The sequence below is a fragment of the Cellulomonas sp. HD19AZ1 genome (assembly GCF_004535805.1).
Lineage (GTDB): Bacteria > Actinomycetota > Actinomycetes > Actinomycetales > Cellulomonadaceae > Cellulomonas > Cellulomonas iranensis.
Map to the genome: position 1 here is coordinate 140,606 of NZ_SPHX01000006.1, position 20,807 is coordinate 161,412.

The 20,807-nt window shown below is 78.2% G+C and carries 20 protein-coding genes and 2 tRNA genes; 8 read left to right on the plus strand and 14 right to left on the minus strand.

Going from position 1 to position 20,807, the window contains the following annotated elements; genetic code table 11:
- Positions 1–31 precede the first annotated feature (31 nt).
- The 4 genes from E4A51_RS13890 to E4A51_RS13905 all read left to right on the plus strand — a co-directional run bounded on the left by E4A51_RS13890 (position 32) and on the right by E4A51_RS13905 (position 3,634).
- Complete coding sequence (locus tag E4A51_RS13890) at positions 32–454, plus strand: NUDIX hydrolase (protein WP_046529957.1); 423 nt, start codon at positions 32–34, stop codon at positions 452–454.
- A 255-nt stretch (positions 455–709) separates the two neighbouring features.
- A complete protein-coding gene (locus tag E4A51_RS13895; protein ID WP_046529960.1) occupies positions 710–1,018 on the plus strand; it encodes a hypothetical protein in 309 nt (102 codons plus the stop codon).
- Between the two features lie 60 nt (positions 1,019–1,078).
- Positions 1,079–2,161: a hypothetical protein gene (locus E4A51_RS13900; RefSeq protein WP_134852129.1), complete on the plus strand. Its 1,083-nt coding sequence runs from the start codon at positions 1,079–1,081 to the stop codon at positions 2,159–2,161.
- Positions 2,162–2,356: 195 nt separating this feature from the next.
- Entirely contained in the window at positions 2,357–3,634 is a 1,278-nt protein-coding gene (locus E4A51_RS13905) for a threonine/serine exporter ThrE family protein (RefSeq protein ID WP_370297509.1), read from the plus strand.
- A 10-nt stretch (positions 3,635–3,644) separates the two neighbouring features.
- Here the strand turns inward: E4A51_RS13905 and E4A51_RS13910 are convergent, their stop codons facing one another.
- Entirely contained in the window at positions 3,645–4,403 is a 759-nt protein-coding gene (locus E4A51_RS13910) for a TetR/AcrR family transcriptional regulator (protein ID WP_167748922.1), read from the minus strand.
- A 266-nt stretch (positions 4,404–4,669) separates the two neighbouring features.
- On the opposite strand from E4A51_RS13910, the gene E4A51_RS13915 reads away from it, so the two are divergent.
- Positions 4,670–4,762 (plus strand) — tRNA-Ser (locus tag E4A51_RS13915).
- A 199-nt stretch (positions 4,763–4,961) separates the two neighbouring features.
- A complete protein-coding gene (locus E4A51_RS13920; protein ID WP_134852131.1) occupies positions 4,962–5,690 on the plus strand; it encodes a M15 family metallopeptidase in 729 nt (242 codons plus the stop codon).
- A gap of 45 nt (positions 5,691–5,735) precedes the next feature.
- On the opposite strand, the gene E4A51_RS18880 is transcribed toward E4A51_RS13920, so the two are convergent.
- The 6 genes from E4A51_RS18880 to E4A51_RS13945 form a co-directional block, all read right to left on the minus strand.
- The gene (locus E4A51_RS18880; RefSeq protein ID WP_255430660.1) at positions 5,736–5,864 is read right to left on the minus strand and encodes a hypothetical protein; all 129 of its coding nucleotides are present in this window, start codon (positions 5,862–5,864) and stop codon (positions 5,736–5,738) included.
- Positions 5,861–6,127, minus strand: a complete 267-nt coding sequence (locus tag E4A51_RS13925) for a helix-turn-helix transcriptional regulator (protein ID WP_046531080.1) — start codon at positions 6,125–6,127, stop codon at positions 5,861–5,863. Before E4A51_RS13925 ends, E4A51_RS18880 begins: the two co-directional genes overlap by 4 nt.
- Before the next feature lie 60 nt (positions 6,128–6,187).
- On the minus strand, positions 6,188–7,273 hold the full coding sequence (locus tag E4A51_RS13930) for a 5'-3' exonuclease H3TH domain-containing protein (RefSeq protein ID WP_134852132.1): 1,086 nt from the start codon (positions 7,271–7,273) through the stop codon (positions 6,188–6,190).
- Positions 7,274–7,318: 45 nt separating this feature from the next.
- Positions 7,319–10,684: a hypothetical protein gene (locus E4A51_RS13935; RefSeq protein WP_134852133.1), complete on the minus strand. Its 3,366-nt coding sequence runs from the start codon at positions 10,682–10,684 to the stop codon at positions 7,319–7,321.
- Entirely contained in the window at positions 10,681–12,006 is a 1,326-nt protein-coding gene (locus tag E4A51_RS13940) for an SWIM zinc finger family protein (RefSeq protein ID WP_134852134.1), read from the minus strand. Before E4A51_RS13940 ends, E4A51_RS13935 begins: the two co-directional genes overlap by 4 nt.
- Before the next feature lie 96 nt (positions 12,007–12,102).
- Positions 12,103–12,678 (minus strand): hypothetical protein, encoded by a 576-nt coding sequence (locus tag E4A51_RS13945; RefSeq protein ID WP_070320895.1) that lies wholly within the window; start codon positions 12,676–12,678, stop codon positions 12,103–12,105.
- 366 nt (positions 12,679–13,044) lie between these two features.
- Between E4A51_RS13945 and E4A51_RS13950 the strand changes: the two genes are divergently transcribed.
- Both E4A51_RS13950 and E4A51_RS13955 read left to right on the plus strand, forming a co-directional pair.
- Positions 13,045–13,117 (plus strand) — tRNA-Arg (locus E4A51_RS13950).
- A gap of 246 nt (positions 13,118–13,363) precedes the next feature.
- The gene (locus E4A51_RS13955) at positions 13,364–13,678 is read left to right on the plus strand and encodes a MarR family transcriptional regulator (protein ID WP_134852135.1); all 315 of its coding nucleotides are present in this window, start codon (positions 13,364–13,366) and stop codon (positions 13,676–13,678) included.
- Between the two features lie 43 nt (positions 13,679–13,721).
- On the opposite strand, the gene E4A51_RS13960 is transcribed toward E4A51_RS13955, so the two are convergent.
- The 7 genes from E4A51_RS13960 to E4A51_RS13990 form a co-directional block, all read right to left on the minus strand.
- A complete protein-coding gene (locus E4A51_RS13960) occupies positions 13,722–14,627 on the minus strand; it encodes a CPBP family intramembrane glutamic endopeptidase (RefSeq protein WP_134852136.1) in 906 nt (301 codons plus the stop codon).
- 94 nt (positions 14,628–14,721) lie between these two features.
- The gene (locus tag E4A51_RS13965; RefSeq protein ID WP_046529968.1) at positions 14,722–15,387 is read right to left on the minus strand and encodes a response regulator transcription factor; all 666 of its coding nucleotides are present in this window, start codon (positions 15,385–15,387) and stop codon (positions 14,722–14,724) included.
- The gene (locus E4A51_RS13970; RefSeq protein WP_134852137.1) at positions 15,384–16,610 is read right to left on the minus strand and encodes a sensor histidine kinase; all 1,227 of its coding nucleotides are present in this window, start codon (positions 16,608–16,610) and stop codon (positions 15,384–15,386) included. The genes E4A51_RS13965 and E4A51_RS13970 overlap by 4 nt, the downstream gene beginning before the upstream one ends.
- An 80-nt stretch (positions 16,611–16,690) precedes the next feature.
- Complete coding sequence (locus E4A51_RS13975) at positions 16,691–17,794, minus strand: acyltransferase (protein WP_240696497.1); 1,104 nt, start codon at positions 17,792–17,794, stop codon at positions 16,691–16,693.
- Positions 17,791–18,792: a D-alanine--D-alanine ligase gene (locus E4A51_RS13980; protein ID WP_134852138.1), complete on the minus strand. Its 1,002-nt coding sequence runs from the start codon at positions 18,790–18,792 to the stop codon at positions 17,791–17,793. Before E4A51_RS13980 ends, E4A51_RS13975 begins: the two co-directional genes overlap by 4 nt.
- Positions 18,789–20,021 carry an alanine racemase gene (gene alr, locus E4A51_RS13985; RefSeq protein ID WP_206120058.1) on the minus strand — a complete coding sequence of 411 codons (1,233 nt, stop codon included), beginning with the start codon at positions 20,019–20,021 and terminating at the stop codon, positions 18,789–18,791. The genes E4A51_RS13980 and alr overlap by 4 nt, the downstream gene beginning before the upstream one ends.
- The gene (locus E4A51_RS13990) at positions 20,018–20,659 is read right to left on the minus strand and encodes a M15 family metallopeptidase (RefSeq protein WP_070320960.1); all 642 of its coding nucleotides are present in this window, start codon (positions 20,657–20,659) and stop codon (positions 20,018–20,020) included. Before E4A51_RS13990 ends, alr begins: the two co-directional genes overlap by 4 nt.
- Between the last annotated feature and the right edge of the window lie 148 nt (positions 20,660–20,807).

Consider the following 20,807-nt stretch of genomic DNA (forward strand, 5'->3'; position numbering starts at 1 on the left):
CGGCCGGTGGCGCGGGGGTAGCGTGCACGCCGTGGACACCCGGGTCGCCGCGTACGCCGTCGTCGTGCGGGACGCGCGCCTGCTGCTCGCGCACTGGTCGGAGGGCGGGCGCACCGGCTGGTCGATGCCCGGCGGCGGCATCGAGGGCGGTGAGCACCCCGAGCAGACGGTCGTGCGCGAGGTCCGCGAGGAGACCGGGTACGACGTCGTGGTCGACGAGCTGCTGGGGATCGACTCGCTCGTCGTGCCCGGCGCCGACCGCATCGAGCCGGGGCCCGACCTGCACGCGCTGCGCATCCTGTACCGCGCGCACGTCGTGGGCGGTGCGCTCGCGCACGAGGTCGACGGTTCCACCGACGAGGCCGCGTGGGTGCCCCTCGCCGACGTCGACGCGCTGGACCGCGTGGGGCTCGTCGACGTCGCGCGCCGGCTCGCGGGTCTGCTGCCGGGCTGAAGGGTCGGCGGTGGCGCGGTGCGCCGCGGGTCGCGAGGCCGCGGCGCACGCCGGGACCGGTGTGGGGTCGGTCAGCCGAAGAGCTGCCGGGCCGCGCGTCGCGTGAACGCCTCGAGGTCTGCCTCCAGGGTCGAGTCCTCGGCGGCGAGCGTCGCGATGCCGTGCACGAGCGCCCACGCGGCACGGCGGGCGTCGTCCTCCGCGAGGCCCGCGCGGGCCTGCGCGGCACGACGTGCGGGCGGCTAGCGTCGTCGCGTGCCGTCCTACCGCGTGACCGCGAACGTCGGGCTGCTGCGCCCCGGGACGTCGGCGCCGGCCGTGCTGCCCGCGGCCGTCGAGGCCGCCCGGGCGCTCGCGACCGTCGAGGCGCACGACGTCGGCGTGGTCCGCGGGCAGGCGCGCGTGACCGTGCGGTTCGAGTCGCCCGGCGACGGTCAGGCGCGCCGCGTCGCGTGGGCCGTGCTCGAACGCCTCGACGAGCTCGCCGAGATCAGCGACGGCAGGCTCGTCCGCCGCTACGGCAACCGCTGGTACCCGCCGCGCCGCCGCGAGCCCGGGACCTGACGACCGGTCGGCCGCTCCCCGTGGGTGGTGGGGGTTCGCGCGGACGGGCACGCTGGGGCGGTGGTGAGCCTGGACGACGTCGTCGACGACCTGTACGGCGGGCCGCTCGACGACTTCGTGGCGCGCCGTGACGCCGCCGTGCGCGCGGCGCGCGCCGCGCAGGACCGGGACCTCGCGCGGCGCATCGGCGCGCTGCGCAAACCCACCCTCGCCGCGGGTGCCGTGAACCTGCTGGTCCGGGACGACCCCACGCTCGCGGGCACGCTGCGCGACCTCGGCGAGAGCCTGCGCGACGCGGAGCGGTCGCTCGACGGCCCCGCGCTGCGGGACCTGGGCAGGCAGCGTCGCGCGCTCGTCGCCGGCTGGGCCGCGCAGGCGCGCCGGCTCGCGGCCGCGGCCGGGCAGCCGGTCTCGGCGGCCGCCGCCCAGGAGGTCGAGCGGACGCTCACCGCCGCGCTCGCGGACCCGCGCGTCGCCGCCGCGGTCGCCGCCGGGACGCTCACGCACGGCACCGAGCACGTCGGCTTCGGCGGCGTCGGGTCCGGGGGCGACGACGACGCGGGCGCGGACGGCGGGGGTGCCGACGGCGGGGCTGCCGACGGCGTCGGGCTCGCCGGCGACGCGCGGACCGCTCGTGCGGCGGGCGCGGACGGCGGCGCCCGGCGCCGCGCATCGACGGCGCCCGGACGGGACGCTGACGCGCCCGACCGTGCGTGGGCGGCGCGGGACCGTGAGCGTGAGCGCCGCGAGCGGGAGGCCGCCCGCGCGCGGGAGCGCCACGAGCGTGCGGTCGCGGCCGTGGCGGCGGCCGAGCGCGACCTCGAGCGCGTCACCGAGCGGCACGACGCCGCCGCGACGGCCGAGCGGGACGCGACGACGGCGCTCGAGGACGCCGAGCGGGAGTCGGCGCAGGCGTACGCGGCCGAGGAGGAGCTGGTGCGCGCGCTGGCCGACGTCCGGCGTCGGCTCGCCGAGGCGCGTGCCCGGCTGCCACGCGTCGACGAGCAGCTCGTGGCGGCGCGCACGCGCGCGCGTGAGCGGGAGAAGGCGCTGCGCGCCGCGGGGCGCGAGCTCGACCGGGCGTCGTCGGCCGCCGAGCGCGCCCGCGACCAGGAACGCCGCGCGGCGGCCGACCTGCCCTGACGCGCTCGCGGGTCGCGCGGAGCACGCGAGCGGTTCGGCCGACCCTGTGATCGGTGACGGGTCGGTGTGCTCGGACGCGACGGACGACGGGCTCGGCGGGGGTGGGAGCGGGTGAGAGGCGGTGGTGGGCGGGCGGGTCGGACGGGTGTCCGCGTAGGGCTGACGTCCCGCCGCGTGCCGACCGTCCCCGTCATGATGGGGGCCGTGCCCACCGAACCTGACGACGCCGAGCTCGAGCTGATCCGCCGCTCGGGCGTCGTGCTGCGCGTCGGACGCCTCAGCCTGTCCGCCGGCACCGGCTCGTACCGCGTCAAGGCGTCGATGGGACGGATCGCGCACGCGCTGGGGATCGAGCGCCACCACGCGCACGTCACGCTCACCGAGATCACCACGACGTCCCACCGGGGTCGCACGTTCCGCACCGAGGTCACCGAGGTGCGGACCGTCGGCGTCAACACCGACCGGCTCGCCGAGCTCGAGCTGCTGGCCCAGCGGGTCGAGGCGCGCGCACCCGTCACGGTCGAGGACGTCGGCGCCGAGATCGACCGCATCACCGCCAAGCCGCCGCTGTACCCCGTGGCGCTCAACGCGCTGTGGGCGGCGATCGCGTGCGCCGCGTTCGCGTTCCTCAACAACGGCGGGCCCGTCGAGGTCCTCGGCGCGTTCCTCGGCGCGTTCCTGGGCCAGGGCCTGCGGCGCGTCATGCTGCACCGCGGCTTCAACCAGTTCGGCGTCACGATGCTCGCGGGCGCGCTGTCGAGCCTCGGGTACCTCGGGTTCGTGCAGGCCCTGCACGCGCTCGGCGTCACCGGCCCCGTCCACGAGGCCGGGTACGTGGCCGCCGCGCTGTTCCTGGTCCCCGGGTTCCCGCTGGTCACAGGCGCCCTCGACCTCGCCAAGCTCGACTTCTCGGCGGGCGTCGCGCGGCTGACGTGGGCGGTCATGATCTTCGTGTCCGCGGCCTTCGCGGTGTGGGTCGTGTCGATCGCCGTCGGTCTGAGCCCCGACCCGCCCACCGCGCTGACGCTCGACCCGGCGCTCATGACGACGCTGCGGCTCGTCGCGTCGTTCGTCGGCGTGCTCGGTTTCGCGCTGATGTTCAACAGCCCGTGGCGCATGGCGCTCGCGGCGGCGAGCGTCGCCGCGGTGCCGAACCTGCTGCGCGTCGAGGCGGTGCTGCTGCTCGAGTGGCCGCCGCAGGCCGCCGCCGCGATCGCCGCCTTCCTCGTCGGGCTCGGTGCCGCGTGGGTCGCGCCGCGGCTCAACATCCCGCGCATCACGGTGTACGTGCCGGCCGTGACGATCATGGTCCCCGGCGTGCCCGCCTACCGGGCCATGTACTACCTCAACAACGGCGACGTCCCGCAGGCCCTCACGTACGGCGTCTCGGCGGCGCTGGTCGTGACAGCGCTCGCGGTCGGCCTGGCCGTCGCGCGCATGGTGACCGACCGCGAGTGGGGCTTCGAGCACTGAGCCGCACGGCTCAGACGGCGGGCGCCGCCGGGTCCTCGGGGGCCGGGACGGCCGGGGCGACGGGCCCGTCGGCGTCCGCGGGCGGGTCCGGGACGACCGTGCCGGACGCGACGTCGGGCTCCGCGGCGGCCCGCTCCCCGGTGACGGGCTCGGCCGCGGCCTCCTGCGGCGCGGCGGGCGTCGCGAGGCTCGCGAGCATCCGCGCGTGCAGCTCGATCGTGGTGCGGGCCGCGAGCGTGTCGCCGTCGGCCAGCCACGTGGTCGTCAGACCGTCGACCGTCACGACGAGGAGGCGCGCGACCTGCTCGACGGGCAGCGTCCACGTGCACCCGCACGACGTGGCCGCGTCGGTGAGCACATCGGCGGCCATGGCGTAGTACGTGCGGTACAGCGGCAGGGTGCCGCGACCGTCGGAGCGGCGCATGCTCCACAGGAACAGGTCGAGCAGCGCGGTCTCGCGCGAGGGCTCGGCGCACAGCAGGTCGAGGTAGCGGCCGAGCCCGGTGACGACGTGCGCGCGCAGCAGGTCGGTGCCGGGCGCGCCCGTGGGGAAGCCGGCGCGCTCGATCGCCTTGAGCTCGCCCTCGAGGGTGTGCGCGAGGACCGCGTCGAGCAGGGCCTCGCGCGACCCGAACGCGTAGTGCAGCGAGCCGAGCGGGATGCCGGCCTCGGCCGTGACCGCACGCGTCGACGCGCCGGCCACGCCGTCGCGCGCGACGACCCGGACCGCGGCGGCGACGAGCTGGCGGCGGCGGTCCTCGATGCTCATGCGCTCGCTCACGCCGCGGCCGCCCGGGGGTGGTCGGGGCGGCGCCCGCCGCGCGCGGCGACGGACCGGCAGGTGGCTGCGGGCACGGCTTCCCCTCGTCCGGTCGCACTTGGTCGATCGACCAAGTGAGCACACCGTGGCGGACGGAAGGGTGTCCTGACAAGGGGGGACGCCCCACCGTCGCCCGGACGCACGGCGTGGCGGCCCCGGCGTGTCGGGGGTCGCTTTGGTGGCGGGGCGGCAGGCCGGTAGCCTGTGCTCGTCCTGGAGACGTCGCATAGCCAGGTCTAGTGCGCGGCCCTGCTAAGGCCGTGAAGGGGTCAACCCTTCCGTGGGTTCAAATCCCACCGTCTCCGCCAGATGGTGTCGACAGACGCCGACGAACGGGCCGGACCCCTCGGGTCCGGCCCGTTCGTGCGTCCGCAGGGTGGGTGCCCGGTTCGGCACGCGGAGGCGAGCGGCCGATCCGCCGGACCGGTCGAGAGTCGTAGGGGTGGGCGGGCGAGGTCCACCCACGAACCGACGCCGACGCTCCGCCCGGGGCCCTAGCGTCGACGCATGTCGAACCGGCAGGCGGCAGGGCGGGCGGACGACGCGCGGGTGCGCACGGCCGTGACGACGGTGCTCCCGGCGGCGGCCTCGCGCCGTCCCGTGCCGCCGGGTGGTCCGCGGGTGCCGTCCCCGCCGCCGGGCCGTCCGGTGCCCGCGTGGGCGGTCACGGCGGGCGTGCTGGTGGTCGTCGTCGCGATGCTCGTCGGTCTCGGGTTCGCGCTGCGCGACGCGGCCGCCGACCCCGCCGCCGGACCCGTGGCGGGGCTCGCCGCGGCCGACGCGGACGGGCCGGTGTCGCAGAACGGCTGGCCCGTGATCCTCGACCCGTACGACGAGCGGCTCGTGGCGCTGCCGGGCGTGACCGGTGGCGTGCGCGCGGGCGACGTCGCGACCGTGCTGGGTCACGTCGTCGCGCGGATCGACGCCGAGATCGCCCCCGTGGAGGAGACGAGCTCGTGGGGCTGGGCGCACCGCGAGGTGCGCGGGGGCGGCGACGTGTCGAACCACGCGTCGGGCACGGCGGTGGACGTCAACGCGCCGCAGCACCCGATGGGGGAGGAGGGCACGTTCGCGCCGGACGAGCTCGCGACGCTCCGGTCGATCCTCGAGGACGTCGCGCCGGCGGTCGTGTGGGGCGGCGACTTCGGCGGGCGGAAGGACGAGATGCACTTCGAGGTCGTCGGCGGGCCCGACGTCGTCGCGGAGGTCGCGGCGCGGCTCGCCGCGGGCGGGTGAGCCGCGCGCAGGCGCCCCGGGCCCGGCCGCGGGTGGCGCGACGTGTCAGACGTCCTCGCCGAGGGCCGTGACGACCGCCGGCGGCATGAGCGCGAGCTGGACCGTCAGCACGCCGACCAGCAGGACCACGGCGCGCGGTGCGTCCCACCACGACGACGTCGCGGCGAGCGTCATGACTGCTCCTTGTACAGCTGGTCGACCATGGGCGGGAACGGCGTGAGCGCGAACAGGGCCGGCAGCGGCGCGTCGAGCTCCTCGGCGATGCGCAGCGCGAGCACGAGGCTCGGGCTGTACTCGCCGCGCTCGAGGTACGCGATGGTCTGGTAGTGCACGCCGACGCGCTCGGCGAGCTCCTTGCGGCTGAGGCCGCGCTCGGTGCGCACGACCGTCAGCCGTGAGTACAACCGCGGCTTGCCGGAGTCCGAACCCTCTCGCATGGAGCAAATGCACTCACTCTGGGGATGCGCAGGCGCCACGCGATGCGCAGCGCGCACCCGTCAGAAGAGGGTGAGGACGTCGTCCTCCGCGGCCGCCGCCGGGGCCGGCACAGGGGCCGGCGCCGCCGCGACGGGTCCGGGCGCGGCAGGGGGCGCCGCCGGGGCGGGGCCGACGCCCGGGGCCACGCGCGCACCCGACGTGCGCCACGGCGGCTCGGCGTCCCACGACACGAGCGTGCGGTGCGCGAGCCACTGCAGCGAGTCGAGCTCGGCGCCCGCGAGCGCGCGGTGCAGCGTCGTCGCGTCGAGCGGCAGCACGCCCGGGCACGGCGACGCCGCGAGGTCGAGCCGCAGGTCGAGGTCGGTGCGCATGGTCATGAGCTCGACGTTGCGCCGGTAGGCCGCGCGGCCCTCGGGGTCCGCGAGCTTGCGGACGACGGCCTTGCCGACCTCCGCGGCCACGCGTGCGCCGTCGTGCTCGTCGACGTCGGCGAACGCGGCCTCGACCGTGCCGAACGCCGTGAGGAGCGCGACGCCCGTCTTCTCGCCGATGCCGCGGATGCCCGCCAGGTTGTCGGAGGCGTCGCCGCGCATCGCCGCGAACTGCCGGTACTGCGCGGGGTCGATGCCGATCATGAGCCGCAGCCGTTCGGGCGTCAGCACGGGCGAGGCCTCGACGCCCCCGTTGATGAGCCGCAGCACCGACGTCGTGGGGGTGATGAGCGCGAACGCGTCGCGGTCGGACGTGCACACGACCGTGCGCCAGCCCGCCGCGTCGGCGTGCGCGGCGGCCGACGCGAGCACGTCGTCGGCCTCGTGCCCCGGCGGCGTGACGACGTGCAGGCCCGCGTCGCGGAACACGTCGGCCGCGAGCGCGAGCTGCTCGACCAGGTCGGTCGGCTTCTCGGCGCGGTGCGACTTGTACTCGGGGTGCACGGTCTTGCGGACGTTGTGGCTCGCGTCGTCGAACCCCACGACGACCGCGTCGGCGGACACCCGGTCGCACGCGCCCAGCACCTGCGACAGCGCGCCCCGCACGGCCCACGTCGGGCGGCCGTCGCGCGTGCGCGTCCCCGACGCGGCCCCCGCGTGGTACGCGCGGTGGATCAGCGAGTTGCCGTCGACGGCCAGCAGGGTCTTCGTCATGGCGGGCGGTCGCCGGTCCTCTCGTGCGGGGGCGGTGCCGCCGCGTCAGCCGGGCAGCACCTGCTCGACGAGGGTACGTGCCTTGCGGCGCACGGTCGGCGAGCCGCCGCGCTCCGCGAGGTCCCGCAGCCCCGGCCACGCCGCGGCGTCGGCGGGCAGGAGCCCGCGGTCGGCGGCCTCGCGCAGCAGCGGCGCGTGCAGCAGCGCGACGTCGAGCACGCGGTTGAGCCACCGCGGCGCGGGCCCGTCCAGGCCGGCCGCGTGCCGCACGGGCTCGACCAGCAGGGGCCACAGCACGGGCAGCGTCGTCGGGTCGGACTCGAGCAGCTTCATCATGCGTGCGGGCGACACGTCGGGGTGCGGCAGCAGCGCGCGCACCGCGACCGTGACCGCCGCGGACCCGAGCAGCCCCTCGCGGACCACCGTCTGCACGGACCACACCGCCGCGTCGTCGTGGCACAGCGACGCGAGCACGACCGCCGCCATGGACGTCGTGAGCGGCGGCACGTCGCCGCCGGTGAGCGGGCCGTCCGCGCCCGTGCGCCAGTTGCGGTGCGGCGAGACGACCAGGCGCCCGGCGGCCGCGTCCCAGTGCAGCCACGCGTCGTGCCCGTGGTGGTTCGCGCCCGCGGCCCGCGCCGCGGCCGACCGCGCGGCGCACTGCCCCTCGCGCTCGAGGTCGTAGAACCAGCCCTTGGTCACGCGGAACGGCCCGCCGAGCGCGCCGGGCACGTCGACGTCGACCGCGAGCATGCGCGACGACGCGTCCGGGTCGTCCCACGCCGCGGTGACCTTCGCACCGTCGACGACGGCCGGCAGCGTCCCGGCGCCGTCGGGCCAGACCTCGGCGAACGCGCGCGTCGGTCGCGTCGTCGCGGACGCGGGTGCGGTGGCGGCGGGCTCCCCGGCCGCAGCCGCGGGCGTCTCCGCCTCGGGGGCGGTCACCGGCTCCGGCAGCCGCGCGACGACCGCCCGCGCCGCGACGACCGCGCGCGACGACCCGCCGCGCCCGGCCAGCGCGCGCACGCCCGGCAGCGCGAGCACGCCGGCGTCGGCGACGCCCGCCGCGACCGCGGCCTCGACCTCGGGCAGCAGCGCCTGCACGGCCTCGGCGACGTCGGCCGTGCCCGCGAGCATCCGCGGTGCGCGCAGCGACGCCGCGACCACGTCGTCCAGCACGGGCCACACCACCGCGAGCAGGCCCTCGTCGGCGAGCTCGCGCAGCGCACGGGCCAGCGCCGCGAGGCTCGACGGCGTCTCGGCCCAGTCCAGCAGGCGCACGTCGGGCACGCCGGGGCGCAGCAGCCCGCGCTCCCAGGCCTCCATGACGGCCGTCGTGCCGTCGGGCGCCGCGACCGCGTGGAACCCGCGCTGGGCGCCCAGCAGGTTGACGGCCGTGCCGGGCGGCAGCGGCGTCGCGCGCCGCACGGCCTGCCGCAGCACGAGCCCGGACGCCGCGTCCTCGGCCGCCCCCACGGCACGCCCCGCGGCGTCGCCCCAGGTCGGGAACGTCTCGAACCCCGGGTGGGAGTGCCGGTTGGCGCCGACGCGGCGGGGGAACGCGTCGAGCGACGCGGGCACGGCCGGCGTCGCGGGCGTCCAGCGTCGCCACTGCGGGTCGATCTCGAGCGCGGGCTCGCGCACCGGGTCGGTGAGGTGGCGGCGCAGCGCGGGGCCCGCGGTGACGCCCGCGTCGGTGCCGTCCTGCAGCACGACGGGCACGGGCAGCGCGTCGAGGGCCGCGAGCACGTCGTCCGTCACGAGCGTGACGTCGGCGCGCAGCATCGCCAGGAACAGGTCGGCCTCGGCCGCGGTCGCGCCGGCGTCGGCGTACGCGCGCAGCCGCACCACCAGGTCCGCGGGGTCGATGCGCAGGTCCACCCACGTGGGCGTCGACAGCAGCACGGGGGCCGCACCCAGGCGCGCGACCACCGACGCCTCGCGCGCGTGCAGCACGTCCCAGACCAGCGGCTGGGCGTTCCACCGCTCGGGGTCGGCGGGCCGGTCGGCCAGCGGGGACGGCTCGCCCGCGACCCACGACGGCACGCACCGCAGGCCCGCGACCCAGGACGTGCGGACCCCGCCGAGCGCGGTGCGCGCCGCGGCGACGTCGGCGTGCGCGACCGCGTTCGCGAGCGCGAGGAACCGCTCGACCTCGACGTCGACCACGCCGTCGGGCCGCCCCGTGAGCGTCGCGGCCGCGGCCGTGAGCGCGGCGGCGGACGGCTCGCCGACGTCGAGCCGCGGCACGTCCCACACGGGCGGCGGGTCCTGCCACAGGCCGCCGACGGGCGCGTCGTCCGAGGCGTCGTCCGGGTCGGGCGCCATGCCCCACGCATCGGCCAGCGCGGTGGCCGCGCGCGCGAGCGTGCGGTCGGTGACGCCCGCGTGCGGCAGCGCGAGCGGGGCGACGGCCGCGACCACGTCGTCCGACGGCCGGGGGCGCCGTGCCGCCTCGGCGAGCAGCAGGCGCAGCACCTTCTTGGTCCGCACCAGCAGGCTCACGGTCAGCACGTCGGCCAGCAGGTCGTCGGTGACGCCCGCGACGAGCGCGGGGGCGATCGCCTCGACGACCGCCGAGTCGCCGTGCGCGAGCGCCGGCACCAGCGCGTCCGCGTGGGGCACGAGCGCATCACCCGTGACGCCGAGGGGACCGGTGAGCACCTGCGCCCACGCCTTGCGGTCGCCGGGGCGCTGCGCGGAGTCCAGGGCCGCGAGCACGAGCGTCACCGCCTCGTCGTGGTCCAGCAGCCCCTGCTCGACCGCCGCGGGCACCACGGCGCCGAACGGTCCGGTCGCGGGCACGCCCAGCGCGACGGCCTGCCGCACGTGCTCGGGCAGGCGTCGCGTCACGACCCGCGGCGAGCACCAGCCGCGCTCGCGCGGGAACAGCTCGCCCTCGCCCGTCAGCGCGCCCTGCGCGTACACGGCCCAGTCCCGCAGGTACTCGACCGACGCCGGGACGGGCAGGTCGTGCAGGTCCACGAGGCGCACGACGGCGCCCGCGTGCACGCTCGTCGAGTGCTCCCACAGCCGCCGGTCCGCGCGGCACGCGGCGTCGACGAACCGCTCGGCGAACCGCGGCCCGCGCGCCGCGAGCAGGCGCGTCGCGCGCTCGTCGTCGACCGCCTGCGTGCCCGGCAGCAGCGCCGCCGACCGCTTCGCGTCGACCCCGACGCGCACGGCGAACACCGCGAGCATCGTCCGGTCCACGTCGATGCCGCTGATCCAGCCGTACGTGTTCCCGTCGAGGTGGCCCCACGCGCCCCACTCGCCCGTCGCGAGCCCGGCGCGCGCGACGCGCTGCTGCTCGGGCGTCCCCAGCGGCAGGGTCTCGGCCTCGTCGAGGGTCGCGCGGTCCCAGCCGAGCGTGCGGAACACGTCGACGGCGGCGGCGAGCGCGGGGTTCATGCGGGGTCCTCCGTGAGGATCTGGACGGCCAGGACGTGCGCGCACGGGCCGCGGCCCGTGCCGTGCGCGAGGAACCACGGGCACGTGCAGCGCGCGACGCCGCCGTCCCGCGCGACGTGGTGGTCGGGGGAGCCGGGCGTGCGGCTGCGCACGGTCCAGCCGTCGTCGACGCGCACGACGGCGCCGTCGGCCACGAGCCGCCGGGCGCCGACCAGGCGCGGGTTGTCCTTCTCGACGCGTGCGGGGTCGTGCGGCAGCTCGCGGTGGAACCAGGCGGCGTCGTGCAGGTCCCAGCCGATGCGGCCGTCGGCCGCGAGCACGGCCAGCGCGGCGCGCACGCGCGCGTCGTCGAGCGCGGACTCGCGGGTCAGGCGCGGCACGTCGACCACGGGCTCGAACGCGAGCAGCGCCGCGACCAGGTCGGCGTCCTCGACGACCGACGCGCCCGCGAGCGCCGCCAGCAGCGACCCCTCGCCCGAGTGGCCGCGCCACGCCTCGTCCGTGAGCCCCAGCACCAGGCGCGCCCCGGGCAGCGCGAGCTCGACGGCCGCGGGGCCCGGCTCGGACGTGCCGTGCACGGTCATGCCCGTGACGTGCGTGAGCAGCCGCTTGGCCGCGCTCAGGCGGTGCAGCCCGGCCACGTGCACACCGCCGCGCGTCGGTCGCGCCGCCACCCGCACGCCGGTCGGCCCGGCGACGAGCCAGCCCGTGCGACCCGTGCCGGTCGCGGCGGGGAGCGCCGCGACGAACGCGCGCGCGTGCGCGGCGCCGACCGTGAACGCGGGCGCGAGCCCGTGGTGCAGCTCGGCGACGTTCCCGAGCGCGCGCACCCAGCGCCCGGGCATCTCGACGGGCCGCTCGGCGACCGTCTCCTGCGGGCTCGACACGCTCAGGCCGCCGCTGCCGACGTCGAGGTGCAGCAGCCGCGCGCGGCCCACGCGGGACAGCGCCGTGCGCGTCGCGAGGCCGATGTCGACGTTCGTCGTGCCGTGCGACGCCTCGCCCGAGTCGAACGCGTCCGGCAGCAGGTCGAGCCGTGCGTACACGCTGTTGCACGCCGAGAAGCACTCGGCGCGCAGCCGGTCCCCGTGCGCCGTGAGCACGGGGTCGCGCTGCGTGGTGGGCGTGTACTGGAAGTACCGGGTCGCGGTGACGTCGGCCAGCGTCAGCAGACCTCGCGCGAGCACCTGCGGGTGCGCCGCGAACCCGTGGAAGAAGCTGGGGTCGGCGACCAGCCCGGCGGGCGTCAGTGCGGGGGCCAGGCCGAGGGTCAGACCGTCCTCGCCCAGGTGGGAGGCCTGCGCGAACGTGCGGGTCGTCACGGCCGCGAGTCTAGGGAGCGGCGCCGACACCGCCCAGGGCGGGGCCGCGCGTTCACCCGCGCGACGCGGCCGCCGCCGCCACGTGGGGCGCCGCGGTCACGTGAGGTCCTGCCGGTGCGCGTGCGGCACCGCGGGCAGGTGCGTGAGGTCGACGTCCCACGTGCCGTCGCGCGCGACGCGCCACGTGCCCGTGTCGACCATCTCGTGCCAGCGCGCGACGCGCTGCGCGAGCGTCGAGCGCGCGACGTGCAGCGGGTGCGCGTGCGGGTCGTGGCGGAACGTGTCCGGGCCGGGGCGCGACCCGTCGAGCACGAGCGGCAGCGCGTGCCCGTGCACCGCGACCACCCAGTGCGCCTGCCACGTGCGGCGGTCGCCGCGCGCCTCGGCGAGCGACGCCTCGTGGTACTCCCGCGAGCGGCGCAGGCTCGCGTCGAGCGGGGCGAACTCCTGCCCGGGCGCGAGGTGCGCGGGCGGCAGCCCGGGGGTGGTGCCGTCGTGCCACGTCCACAGCGCGACGAGGTCCTCGCCGGCCTCGTAGCCGTGCCGCGCGGCGAGCGCCACGGCCTCGGGGTACGTCAGGGCGGGACGCAGGCGCGGGACCACCGCGGCGCCCAGCGAGGCGAGCCGCGCAACCCAGCCCTGCAGCGCGGCGTGCACCTCGGCCGCGCTCACCGCGAGCCGTCCCCGGGCGTGCCCGTGCGGCGGCGTGGGGCGTGGTGCCGACGACCCTCCACCCGGGCACTCCTTCGCGCGCGTTCGTGACGTGCGGGACGTCGTCGGCCGCGCAGCGGGACGACACCGTGGCACACGGGCCGACCCGCGCGGAGCCGGTTCGCGCGGGAGCCACCCGGACGGGGCACGGGCGGGGGTGCCAGCGCCTACCCGAACGGTCTCTTTCTGGACGGTCAGCACGCTGCGCGTCCCGTCCGCGCGCCCGGCGGCGGCGCGGCCCGACGTGATCCGGGCCACGTCAGGCTGGATCGGTTTGGGCTCCCGGCCGGTGGGCCTGTACAGTTCTCGACGGCTCCTCGGGGCCGTGCGCCCGTAGCTCAATGGATAGAGCATCTGACTACGGATCAGAAGGTTGGGGGTTCGAGTCCCTCCGGGCGCGCAGTTCGGATGCGAGCCCGGCACCGATGGTGCCGGGCTCGTGTCACGTCCAGCAGGCTCTCCACGGTCCGCGCCACCGGCGCGACCGGTCCGCCCCCGACGTCGGGTGCGCGGTGAACCGCCTGCGACCGGCCGCGACCCGCGCGCACCCCTGCGCGCCGTGGCCACGCCCGCGGCACCCCGCCGCCGGGCACGCACAGCACCGCGCGCCGCCACGGCGAGCGCGCGCAGGAACGGAATCACCCCCATGAGCACGACCGTGGCGCGACCGCGCCCGACCACCCCCGCACGCCCGGGCCGCCGCTCGGCGTACCACCGACCCACCCTCCGTCACGTCTCGCAGGACGCGGGCGCGCGCCGCGCGCTCGTGCTGCTCGAGCTGTCCCAGCACGGCCCGTGCGACGTCCCGACGCTCGCGGAGCGCTGCGCGCTGCCCGCCGAGACGGTCACCGCGCACCTGCGCGACCTCGCCGAGGCGGGGTTCGTCGTCGCCGGCGGCCGCCGCTGGGCGGCCGTGTCCCTCGTCGAGCGCGAGCGCGCGCGGGGTCTGCCCGTCGGGTGACGACCGGACGCCGGCCGTCGACGGGCAGCCCCGCGCCGGCCGGCTACGCCCGCGCCGCCCGCCGCGCCGCGGCGCGCAGCAGCAGCGCCCCCGCGCCGCCCAGCACGAACCACGTCACGGCCTGCAGCGCCCAGAACGCGCCGTCGCCCAGCTCGGCGGCGGGCGTCACGAGGTTGGACGACGCGTACACGAGCGTCGTGTTGAGCAGCGCGTGCGCCCACGCCGCGGGCCACACGGACCCCGACAGCGCCCGCGCGGCGCCGATCACGAGCGCGGCCACCAGCAGGTTGACCATCGAGGCCACGACGTCGCGCCCGGTCATGGCGCCGCCCGCGCGGTAGGCCAGCAGCAGCGGCAGGTGCCACAGCGCCCACAGCGCGCCGATGCCGACGGTCGCGCGCACCAGCCCGTACCGGGCGAGCGTGGTGTGCAGGGCGCCGCGCCACGCGATCTCCTCGCCCGTGACGGTGAGCATCGCGACGAGCGCGAACGGCAGCACGAGCGGTGCGAGGGCCGCGGCGTCGTCGGTCGGGCGCCACGCGACGAGACCCGTCGCGACCCCGACGGCCGTGGTCACGGCCGGCACCGCGACGAACACCGCGAGCAGCAGCCCCGCGGTGCGCAGCACGCGCCCGGTGCGCAGCGGGCGGACCGCCGCCCACCGCCAGAACGGCGTGCGACGCCCCGTGCCGAGGTGCGCGACGAACGCCGCGAGCGTGGGCGCCCACGACAGCAGCGGCACGGTCGCGTTGAACGCGTCGGCGTCCGCACCGGCCACGGCCAGCGGCACGAGGACGGCCGCCGTGATCGCCGTGAGGGTGCCGACGAACCACGTGAGCACGCGCCGCGGGTCGCGGGCCGGTGTCGGGGTCGCGCCGGGCGCGGAGTCGCGCTGGTCGTCGGGGACGGGCGCGGTGCCCTCGGGTGCGCGGGTGTCCCGTGCGGTCATGGTGCTGCTCTCCTCGCCGGGCCGCGGCGGCCCTCGCGGTCGACGCTCGCAGTCGCGCACCGGCCCGCACCTCACCCCGCGCGGCGGGCGGCCCTCACCCCGCGGGGTGAGCGGGCCCGGCCAGGCCGTTCTCGTACGCGTAGATCACGGCGTGCACGCGGTCGCGCAGGTCGAGCTTGGTGAGGACCGCGCGCACGTGCGTCTTCACGGTGTTCTGCGTGAGGTGCAGCGCGGCACCGATCTCGCCGTTGGACCGCCCGGCGGCGATGAGGTCGAACACCTCGCGCTCGCGGGGCGACAGCCGCGCGACCGCGTCGGGCCGGGGCGCCGGCACGCGCCGCACGTGCTCGACGAGCGACGCGGCCACGGTCGGCGCGAGCGCCGCGCTGCCGGCCGCGACGTCGCAGATCGCCTCGACGAGCGTCTCGGGGCGTGCGTCCTTGGTGAGGTAGCCGCTGGCCCCGGCGCGCAGCGCGGCCAGCACGAGCTCGTCGAGGTCGAACGTCGTGAGCGCGAGCACGCGCGTGCGCGGGCGCAGCCGCACCACCTGCGCGGTCGCCGCGATGCCGTCGAGCACGGGCATGCGCACGTCCATGAGGACGACGTCGACGTGCTCGCGCAGCACCGCGTCGACGGCGGCGCGCCCGTCCCCGACGGTCCCGACGACCTCGACGCGCGGGTCGGCGCCCAGCACCGTCGCGAGCGACAGCCGCAGCAGCTCCTGGTCGTCGGCCAGCAGCACGCGCACCGGGCCGGTCACGCGGCACCCACCGTCGGCAGCCGCGCGCTCAGCGTCCAGCCGCGCTCGTCCCCGCGCTCGACGTCGAGCGTGCCGCCCGCGGCCGTGACCCGCCGCTCCGACGCCGCGAGTCCCGAGCCCGTGCCGGCGCGCACGCCGGCGTCGTCGGCCGCGCGCGGTCCCGCGCCGCCGTCGTCGCTCACCCGCACCCGCACGGCGTCGGCGTCGCGCTCGGCGTCCCAGTCCACGTGCACCTCCACGGTCAGCGGCGGCGCGACGTGCCGCAGCGCGTTGGTCAGGCCCTCCTGCACGAGCCGCACGAGCGCCGACTCGGCGTCGGCCGGCAGCGCGCGGCGCTCGCCGTGCTCGGTCAGCGTCACGCGGTGCAGCGGCGTGGCCGCGGCCGCGACGAGCGCCGGCAGCCCGTCGAGCGACGGCACGACGTCACCGGCGGCGGCGGGCGCCGCGTCGAGCACGCGCAGCATGCCGCGCAGCCCCAGCAGCGCCGAGCGCGCGGTGTCCGCGACCTGCGCGAGGGCCTGCGCGGTCGCGGGCTCGCGCGTGCCGACGCGCGCCGCCTCGGCCTGCGCGACCACGAGCGTGAGGGAGTGCGCGACGACGTCGTGCAGGTCGCGGCGGATCTCGGCGCGCTCGGACCGCCGCGCGAGCTCGAGCCGCCGCGCCGCGTCGGCCGCCGCGCGCTCGCGCTGCGCGCGGGCGGCCCGCGCGAAGCCCCACACAGCCACGACCGCGGCCAGCAGCAGCGCGGCCTCGAGCACCGGCAGCCACGCCGACCACGCGCCGTCGTCCGCCGCGCCGTCGCCGTCCGTGCCGCCGGGGGCACGGAGCGCCGAGGCACCCGCGGTCAGCGCCACGCCCGCGACCCCGACCGCGAGCACGCGGCGCACCCACGGGCGCGGCCCGGCGACGACCAGCCGCCACGCCGCCAGCAGGTAGCAGGCCGACGACGGCAGCCACACGCCGCTCGACCAGCCCGGCATCGGCACCAGCGCGAGCACGGCCATCGCCCCCGCGGCCGCGACGAACGCGCCGACGGGCCGCCGGTCGGCGCGCCACGCCGCGACGTGCAGCACGGCCGCCGCCGCGGCCACGACCACCACGGGCACGACGCCCGAGCCGCTGAGCGCCATCGCCACGAGCAGCGCGGCCGTCGCGCACGGCGCGACCGTCGCCGACAGCAGCACGAGCAGCCGCCACACGGGGTCCGGGGGTCGGGTGCGCACGGCACCAGTGTCGCGTCCCGCGCGCCGCGCCCCCGTACCGCCGCTCCCGTTCGTCGCGCGACGGGAGCCCGCCCGCCGCGTCAGCGCGCCGCGACCGCCGCGTCGCGACGTCGCCCGTGCTCGCGCACCGGCCGCTCGACGAGCCACCAGCTCACGGTCGCGGCGGCCACCGACGCCACGGCGCCGACGGGGCCCGCCCACACGCCGAGCTCGGGGCGCAGCCACATCGTCAGCGGGTAGTTCCACAGGTAGGCGGCGTACGACACGGTCCCGAGCGCCACGAGCGGCGCGAGCCAGCGCGGCAGGTGCACGTGCCGACGGCCCGCGTGCACCAGCACGACCGTCGCGACCGACACGGCCGGCGCCGCCACGAGGTACGTGGCCGCGTGCCCGCGCACGTCGACGACCGACAGCGCGGCCAGCAGCACGGCCGCGGCGACGACCGCGACGCGGCCTGTCGCGGCGCGCGCCCAGCGGTCCTGCGTGACGCGCGCCAGGCCCCCGACGACGAAGCACACGAGCCACGACGTCGGCAGCGGGTACGCCGCGTCGGGCGCGTCGCGGAACCACAGCACGGTCGCGGCGGTGAGCGCGAGCGCGACGCCGCCCGCGACGACCAGGCCCGTGACCGTGCGCCGCGCGCGCACCGCGAGCAGCACGACGAACGGCCACACGAGGTAGAACTGCTCCTCGGTCGCGAGCGTCCACAGGTGGTAGATCGCCGGGCTCACGCCCACGAGCCCGACGTACGGCAGGTTCGCCGTGTAGGTCAGCGCGACCGCGACGGTGCGCGGCAGGGTGGCCCGGTCGCCGACGTCGGCCAGCGGGTCGATCGTGAGCGTCACGAGCACGAACACCGCGACGAACGCCAGGAGCGCGGGCACGAGCCGTCGCACGCGGCGCCACCAGAACCGCCTCAGGTCGACGCGGCCGGTCGCGCTGGCCTCGTCGACGAGCAGCCCGGTGATGAGGTGGCCCGACAGCGCGAAGAACATGACGACGCCGACGACGCCCGCACCGGGGAACACCTCGGGCCACGCGTGCCGCAGGATCACGAGCCCGACGGCCACGCCGCGCAGCGCGTCCCACGCGGCGACGCGCGCACCGCCGCCGGCGCCCGTGCCGGTGCCGCGCGTCAGGACCCCGCGCGCGCCCGCGACGTCGGCGCCCGCGCCGCCGCTCACGCGGCCGGTGCCCGGTGCCGTGCGAGCGCACCCGCCACGAGGTCCGCGAGCAGCTCGGCGTACGGCAGGCCCGCCGCCGCGAACATGCGCGGCACCTGCGAGTGCGCGGTCATGCCGGGCATCGTGTTGACCTCGTTGAGCACGGGCCCGTCGGCGGTGAGGAAGAAGTCCACGCGCGCCACGCCGTCGCAGCCCAGCGCGTCGGTCACGGCGAGCGCCGCGTCCGCGAGCGCGCGCGCCTCGTCGTCCGTGAGCGCCGCGGGGACCACGAACCGCGCGCTGCCGTCGTACTTGGTCGTCGTGTCGAACACGGCGCCCGCGTGCAGGATCTCCAGCGGCGGGGACGTGACGGTCGTGCCGTCGGCGCGGCGCAGCACGGCGACGTCGACCTCGCGGCCCACGACGACCTCCTCGACGAGCGCGCTCCGGTCGATCGCGAGCGCGGCCTCGACGGCGTCCGTGAGCTCGTCGCGCGTCCTCACGCACCGCACGCCGTGGCTCGACCCGGACGCGACGGGCTTGACGACCGCGGGCAGCGGCACGCCGTCGAGCGCGGGACCGGTGCCCCGCACGACGCGCCCCGCGGCGACCGCGACCCCCGCGGCGGCCGCGACGAGCTTCGTCACCGCCTTGTCCATCGCGATCGCGCCCGCGCCGACGCCGGAGCCCACGCACGCGACGCCGATCACGTCGGCCAGCGCCGCGAGCGTGCCGTCCTCGCCGTGCGGGCCGTGCACGGCGGGCAGCAGCACGTCGCACGCGGCGATCACGGCGACCGCCTCGTCGACCGGCAGGTCGACGTCGTCCACCGACCAGCGCCCGTCGCGCCCGATCGTCAGGCGGATCACGTCGTGCGTCGGCGCGAGCGCGCTCGCGGCGGCCGCGGCGCTCGCGAGCGACACGTCGTGCTCGACGTTGGCGCCGCCGCCGACCACCGCGACCCGCGTGCGCCGTGCGCCGTCCGTCGCGGGTGCGGTCGGTGCGTCGGTCGTGGTCATCGGGTCTCCTCGGGGTGGGGGTCGGGGTGCGCGGCGGCGCGGGGTGCCGCGAGGGGTGCGGCGGGCACGGTGCGCCGCACGAGGCGCGGGCCGAGGCCCGTGAGCACCTCGTGCGGCAGCGAGCCGGACCAGCGCGCCCACTCGGCGAGCGTCGGGCCGGCGTCGGGGGTCGGTACGGCGCGGGGGTCGGCGTCGGGCGGTCCGGCGGCGACGACGGTCGCGACGTCCCCGGCGGCGACGGGCAGGTCGCCCGCGTCGACGACGACCTGGTCCATCGAGATCCGCCCGACCAGCGGGCGGCGCCGGCCGTGCAGCAGCACCTCGGCGCGCCCGGACGCCGCCACGGGCAGGCCGTCGGCGTACCCGAGGGGCAGCAGCGCGAGGCGCGTGGGCCCGGGCGTGCGGTAGGTGTGGTCGTAGCCGACGCCCGTGCCCGCGGGCACGTCGCGCACCTGCACGACGGGCGCGGTCACGTGCGCGACGTCGCGCAGCGCCGTGGACCGCCCGCTCGGGTCGATGCCCACGAGCCCCGCGCCGACGCGTGCGAGGTCGAGCACGGCGCCCGGCACGCCGAGCACGCCGGCGGTCGCGGCGAGGTGCCGCAGGGTCGGTCGCAGGCCCGCGGCGCGGGCCTGGGCGAGGCCGTGCACGAACCGGGTCACGGCGGCGGCGTTCTCGGGGTCCTCGGGGTGGGCGGCGCACGCGAGGTGCCCCATGACGCCGACGACGTGCACGGCGCCCTCGCGCTCGGCGGCGGCCGCGGCGGCGCACAGCGCGGGCCACCGCTCGGGCGGGCAGCCGTCGCGGGCGGTCCCGCAGTCCAGGTAGAGGTGCACGACGACCGCCCGGCCCAGCCGGCGCGCGGTCGCGCGCACGGCGTCGAGGTGCGCGACGTCGGGCACCGCGAGGTCCACCGTGTGGAGCACGGCGGCGTCGAGGTCGGCGTCCGCCGCGTCGAGCCAGCTGAGCACGGGCGCCGTGAGGCCGGCCGCGCGCAGCGCCGCGGCCTCCGCGAGCGTCGTGACGCCGAGCGAGCGGGCGCCGTGCGCGAGCGCGGTGCGTGCCAGGTCGACCGCGCCGAGCCCGAACCCGTCGGCCTTGACGACGGCCATGAGGTGCGGCACGCGCGCGGCGAGCACGCGCGTGTTGTGCGCGACGGCGTCGAGCCGCACGGTCAGCACGGGGCGCCCGGTGACCGGCGGCACGGCGGCCGGTGGGTCGGCGATCACGGGCCGACCGGGCCGTGGAGCGCGGCGGGCGCGCCCGTGACGAGGGCCCAGTAGCGGTCGCCGTGGCTCCAGTGCCACCACTCGGTGGGGTAGTTGACGAAGCCGGCGCCGGTCAGCGCGGCGGCGAGCGTGTCGCGCAGCGCGCGCGACGTGGGCGGGACGTGCGCCGCGGTGAAGCAGCGGCCGTCGCTGTCCTCGGGCGTCGCGTCGAGCGGGCAGCCGAGGTCGAGCTCGACGCCGTCGTCGTCGACGAGGGTCACGTCGACCGCGGCGCCGGCGACGTGCGGCGCGACCTCGACGGGGGACACGTAGCGGCTCGTGAGCCGCGCGACCTCGGCGGCGTCGGCGCCGGGGTGCGCGGCCTCGACCGTGGCGGCGTACCTGGCGACGATCGCCGCCTGGGCCGTGGGGCTGCGCCAGCCCTCCGAGAGCGCGAGGTGCAGGCCGGCGGGCAGCGCGCGCTGGGCGGCGGCGAGCCGCCGGGCGACGTCCGCGCGCACGCGCAGCGCCGACGCGGGCGTGCCGGGGCGCAGCGCGCGGATCCCGGCGGGGACGAGCGGCTCGCCGCGGTCGGCCACGGGGACGGCGGCGACGCGGGGGTCGCTCAGCAGGAGGGGGTGGTCGCTGACCAGGGGCATGGTGACGACGCTAGGGAGCGGGGGCCGTCGCGAGGATCCGCCCGCGGTCGCGCGCCGGACGCGGGTCCGGGAGGACGCGGCGGGGGTGCGGTCCGCCCCTGCGGCGAGGGCCACGGGTGGCGGATCCGCCCCCGGGTGGACGCGCCAC

Excerpts from the sequence above, each read along its gene's own strand:
- E4A51_RS13905 (WP_370297509.1), top strand. The coding sequence starts at position 2,357 with ATGGGGGCCGTGCCCACCGAACCTGACGACGCCGAGCTCGAGCTGATC.
- E4A51_RS13910 (WP_167748922.1), bottom strand. The coding sequence starts at position 4,403 with ATGAGCATCGAGGACCGCCGCCGCCAGCTCGTCGCCGCCGCGGTCCGG.
- E4A51_RS13920 (WP_134852131.1), top strand. The coding sequence starts at position 4,962 with ATGTCGAACCGGCAGGCGGCAGGGCGGGCGGACGACGCGCGGGTGCGC.
- E4A51_RS18880 (WP_255430660.1), bottom strand. The coding sequence starts at position 5,864 with ATGACGCTCGCCGCGACGTCGTCGTGGTGGGACGCACCGCGCGCCGTG.
- E4A51_RS13925 (WP_046531080.1), bottom strand. The coding sequence starts at position 6,127 with ATGCGAGAGGGTTCGGACTCCGGCAAGCCGCGGTTGTACTCACGGCTG.
- E4A51_RS13930 (WP_134852132.1), bottom strand. The coding sequence starts at position 7,273 with ATGACGAAGACCCTGCTGGCCGTCGACGGCAACTCGCTGATCCACCGC.
- E4A51_RS13935 (WP_134852133.1), bottom strand. The coding sequence starts at position 10,684 with ATGAACCCCGCGCTCGCCGCCGCCGTCGACGTGTTCCGCACGCTCGGC.
- E4A51_RS13955 (WP_134852135.1), top strand. The coding sequence starts at position 13,364 with ATGAGCACGACCGTGGCGCGACCGCGCCCGACCACCCCCGCACGCCCG.
- E4A51_RS13960 (WP_134852136.1), bottom strand. The coding sequence starts at position 14,627 with ATGACCGCACGGGACACCCGCGCACCCGAGGGCACCGCGCCCGTCCCC.
- E4A51_RS13980 (WP_134852138.1), bottom strand. The coding sequence starts at position 18,792 with ATGACCACGACCGACGCACCGACCGCACCCGCGACGGACGGCGCACGG.
- E4A51_RS13990 (WP_070320960.1), bottom strand. The coding sequence starts at position 20,659 with ATGCCCCTGGTCAGCGACCACCCCCTCCTGCTGAGCGACCCCCGCGTC.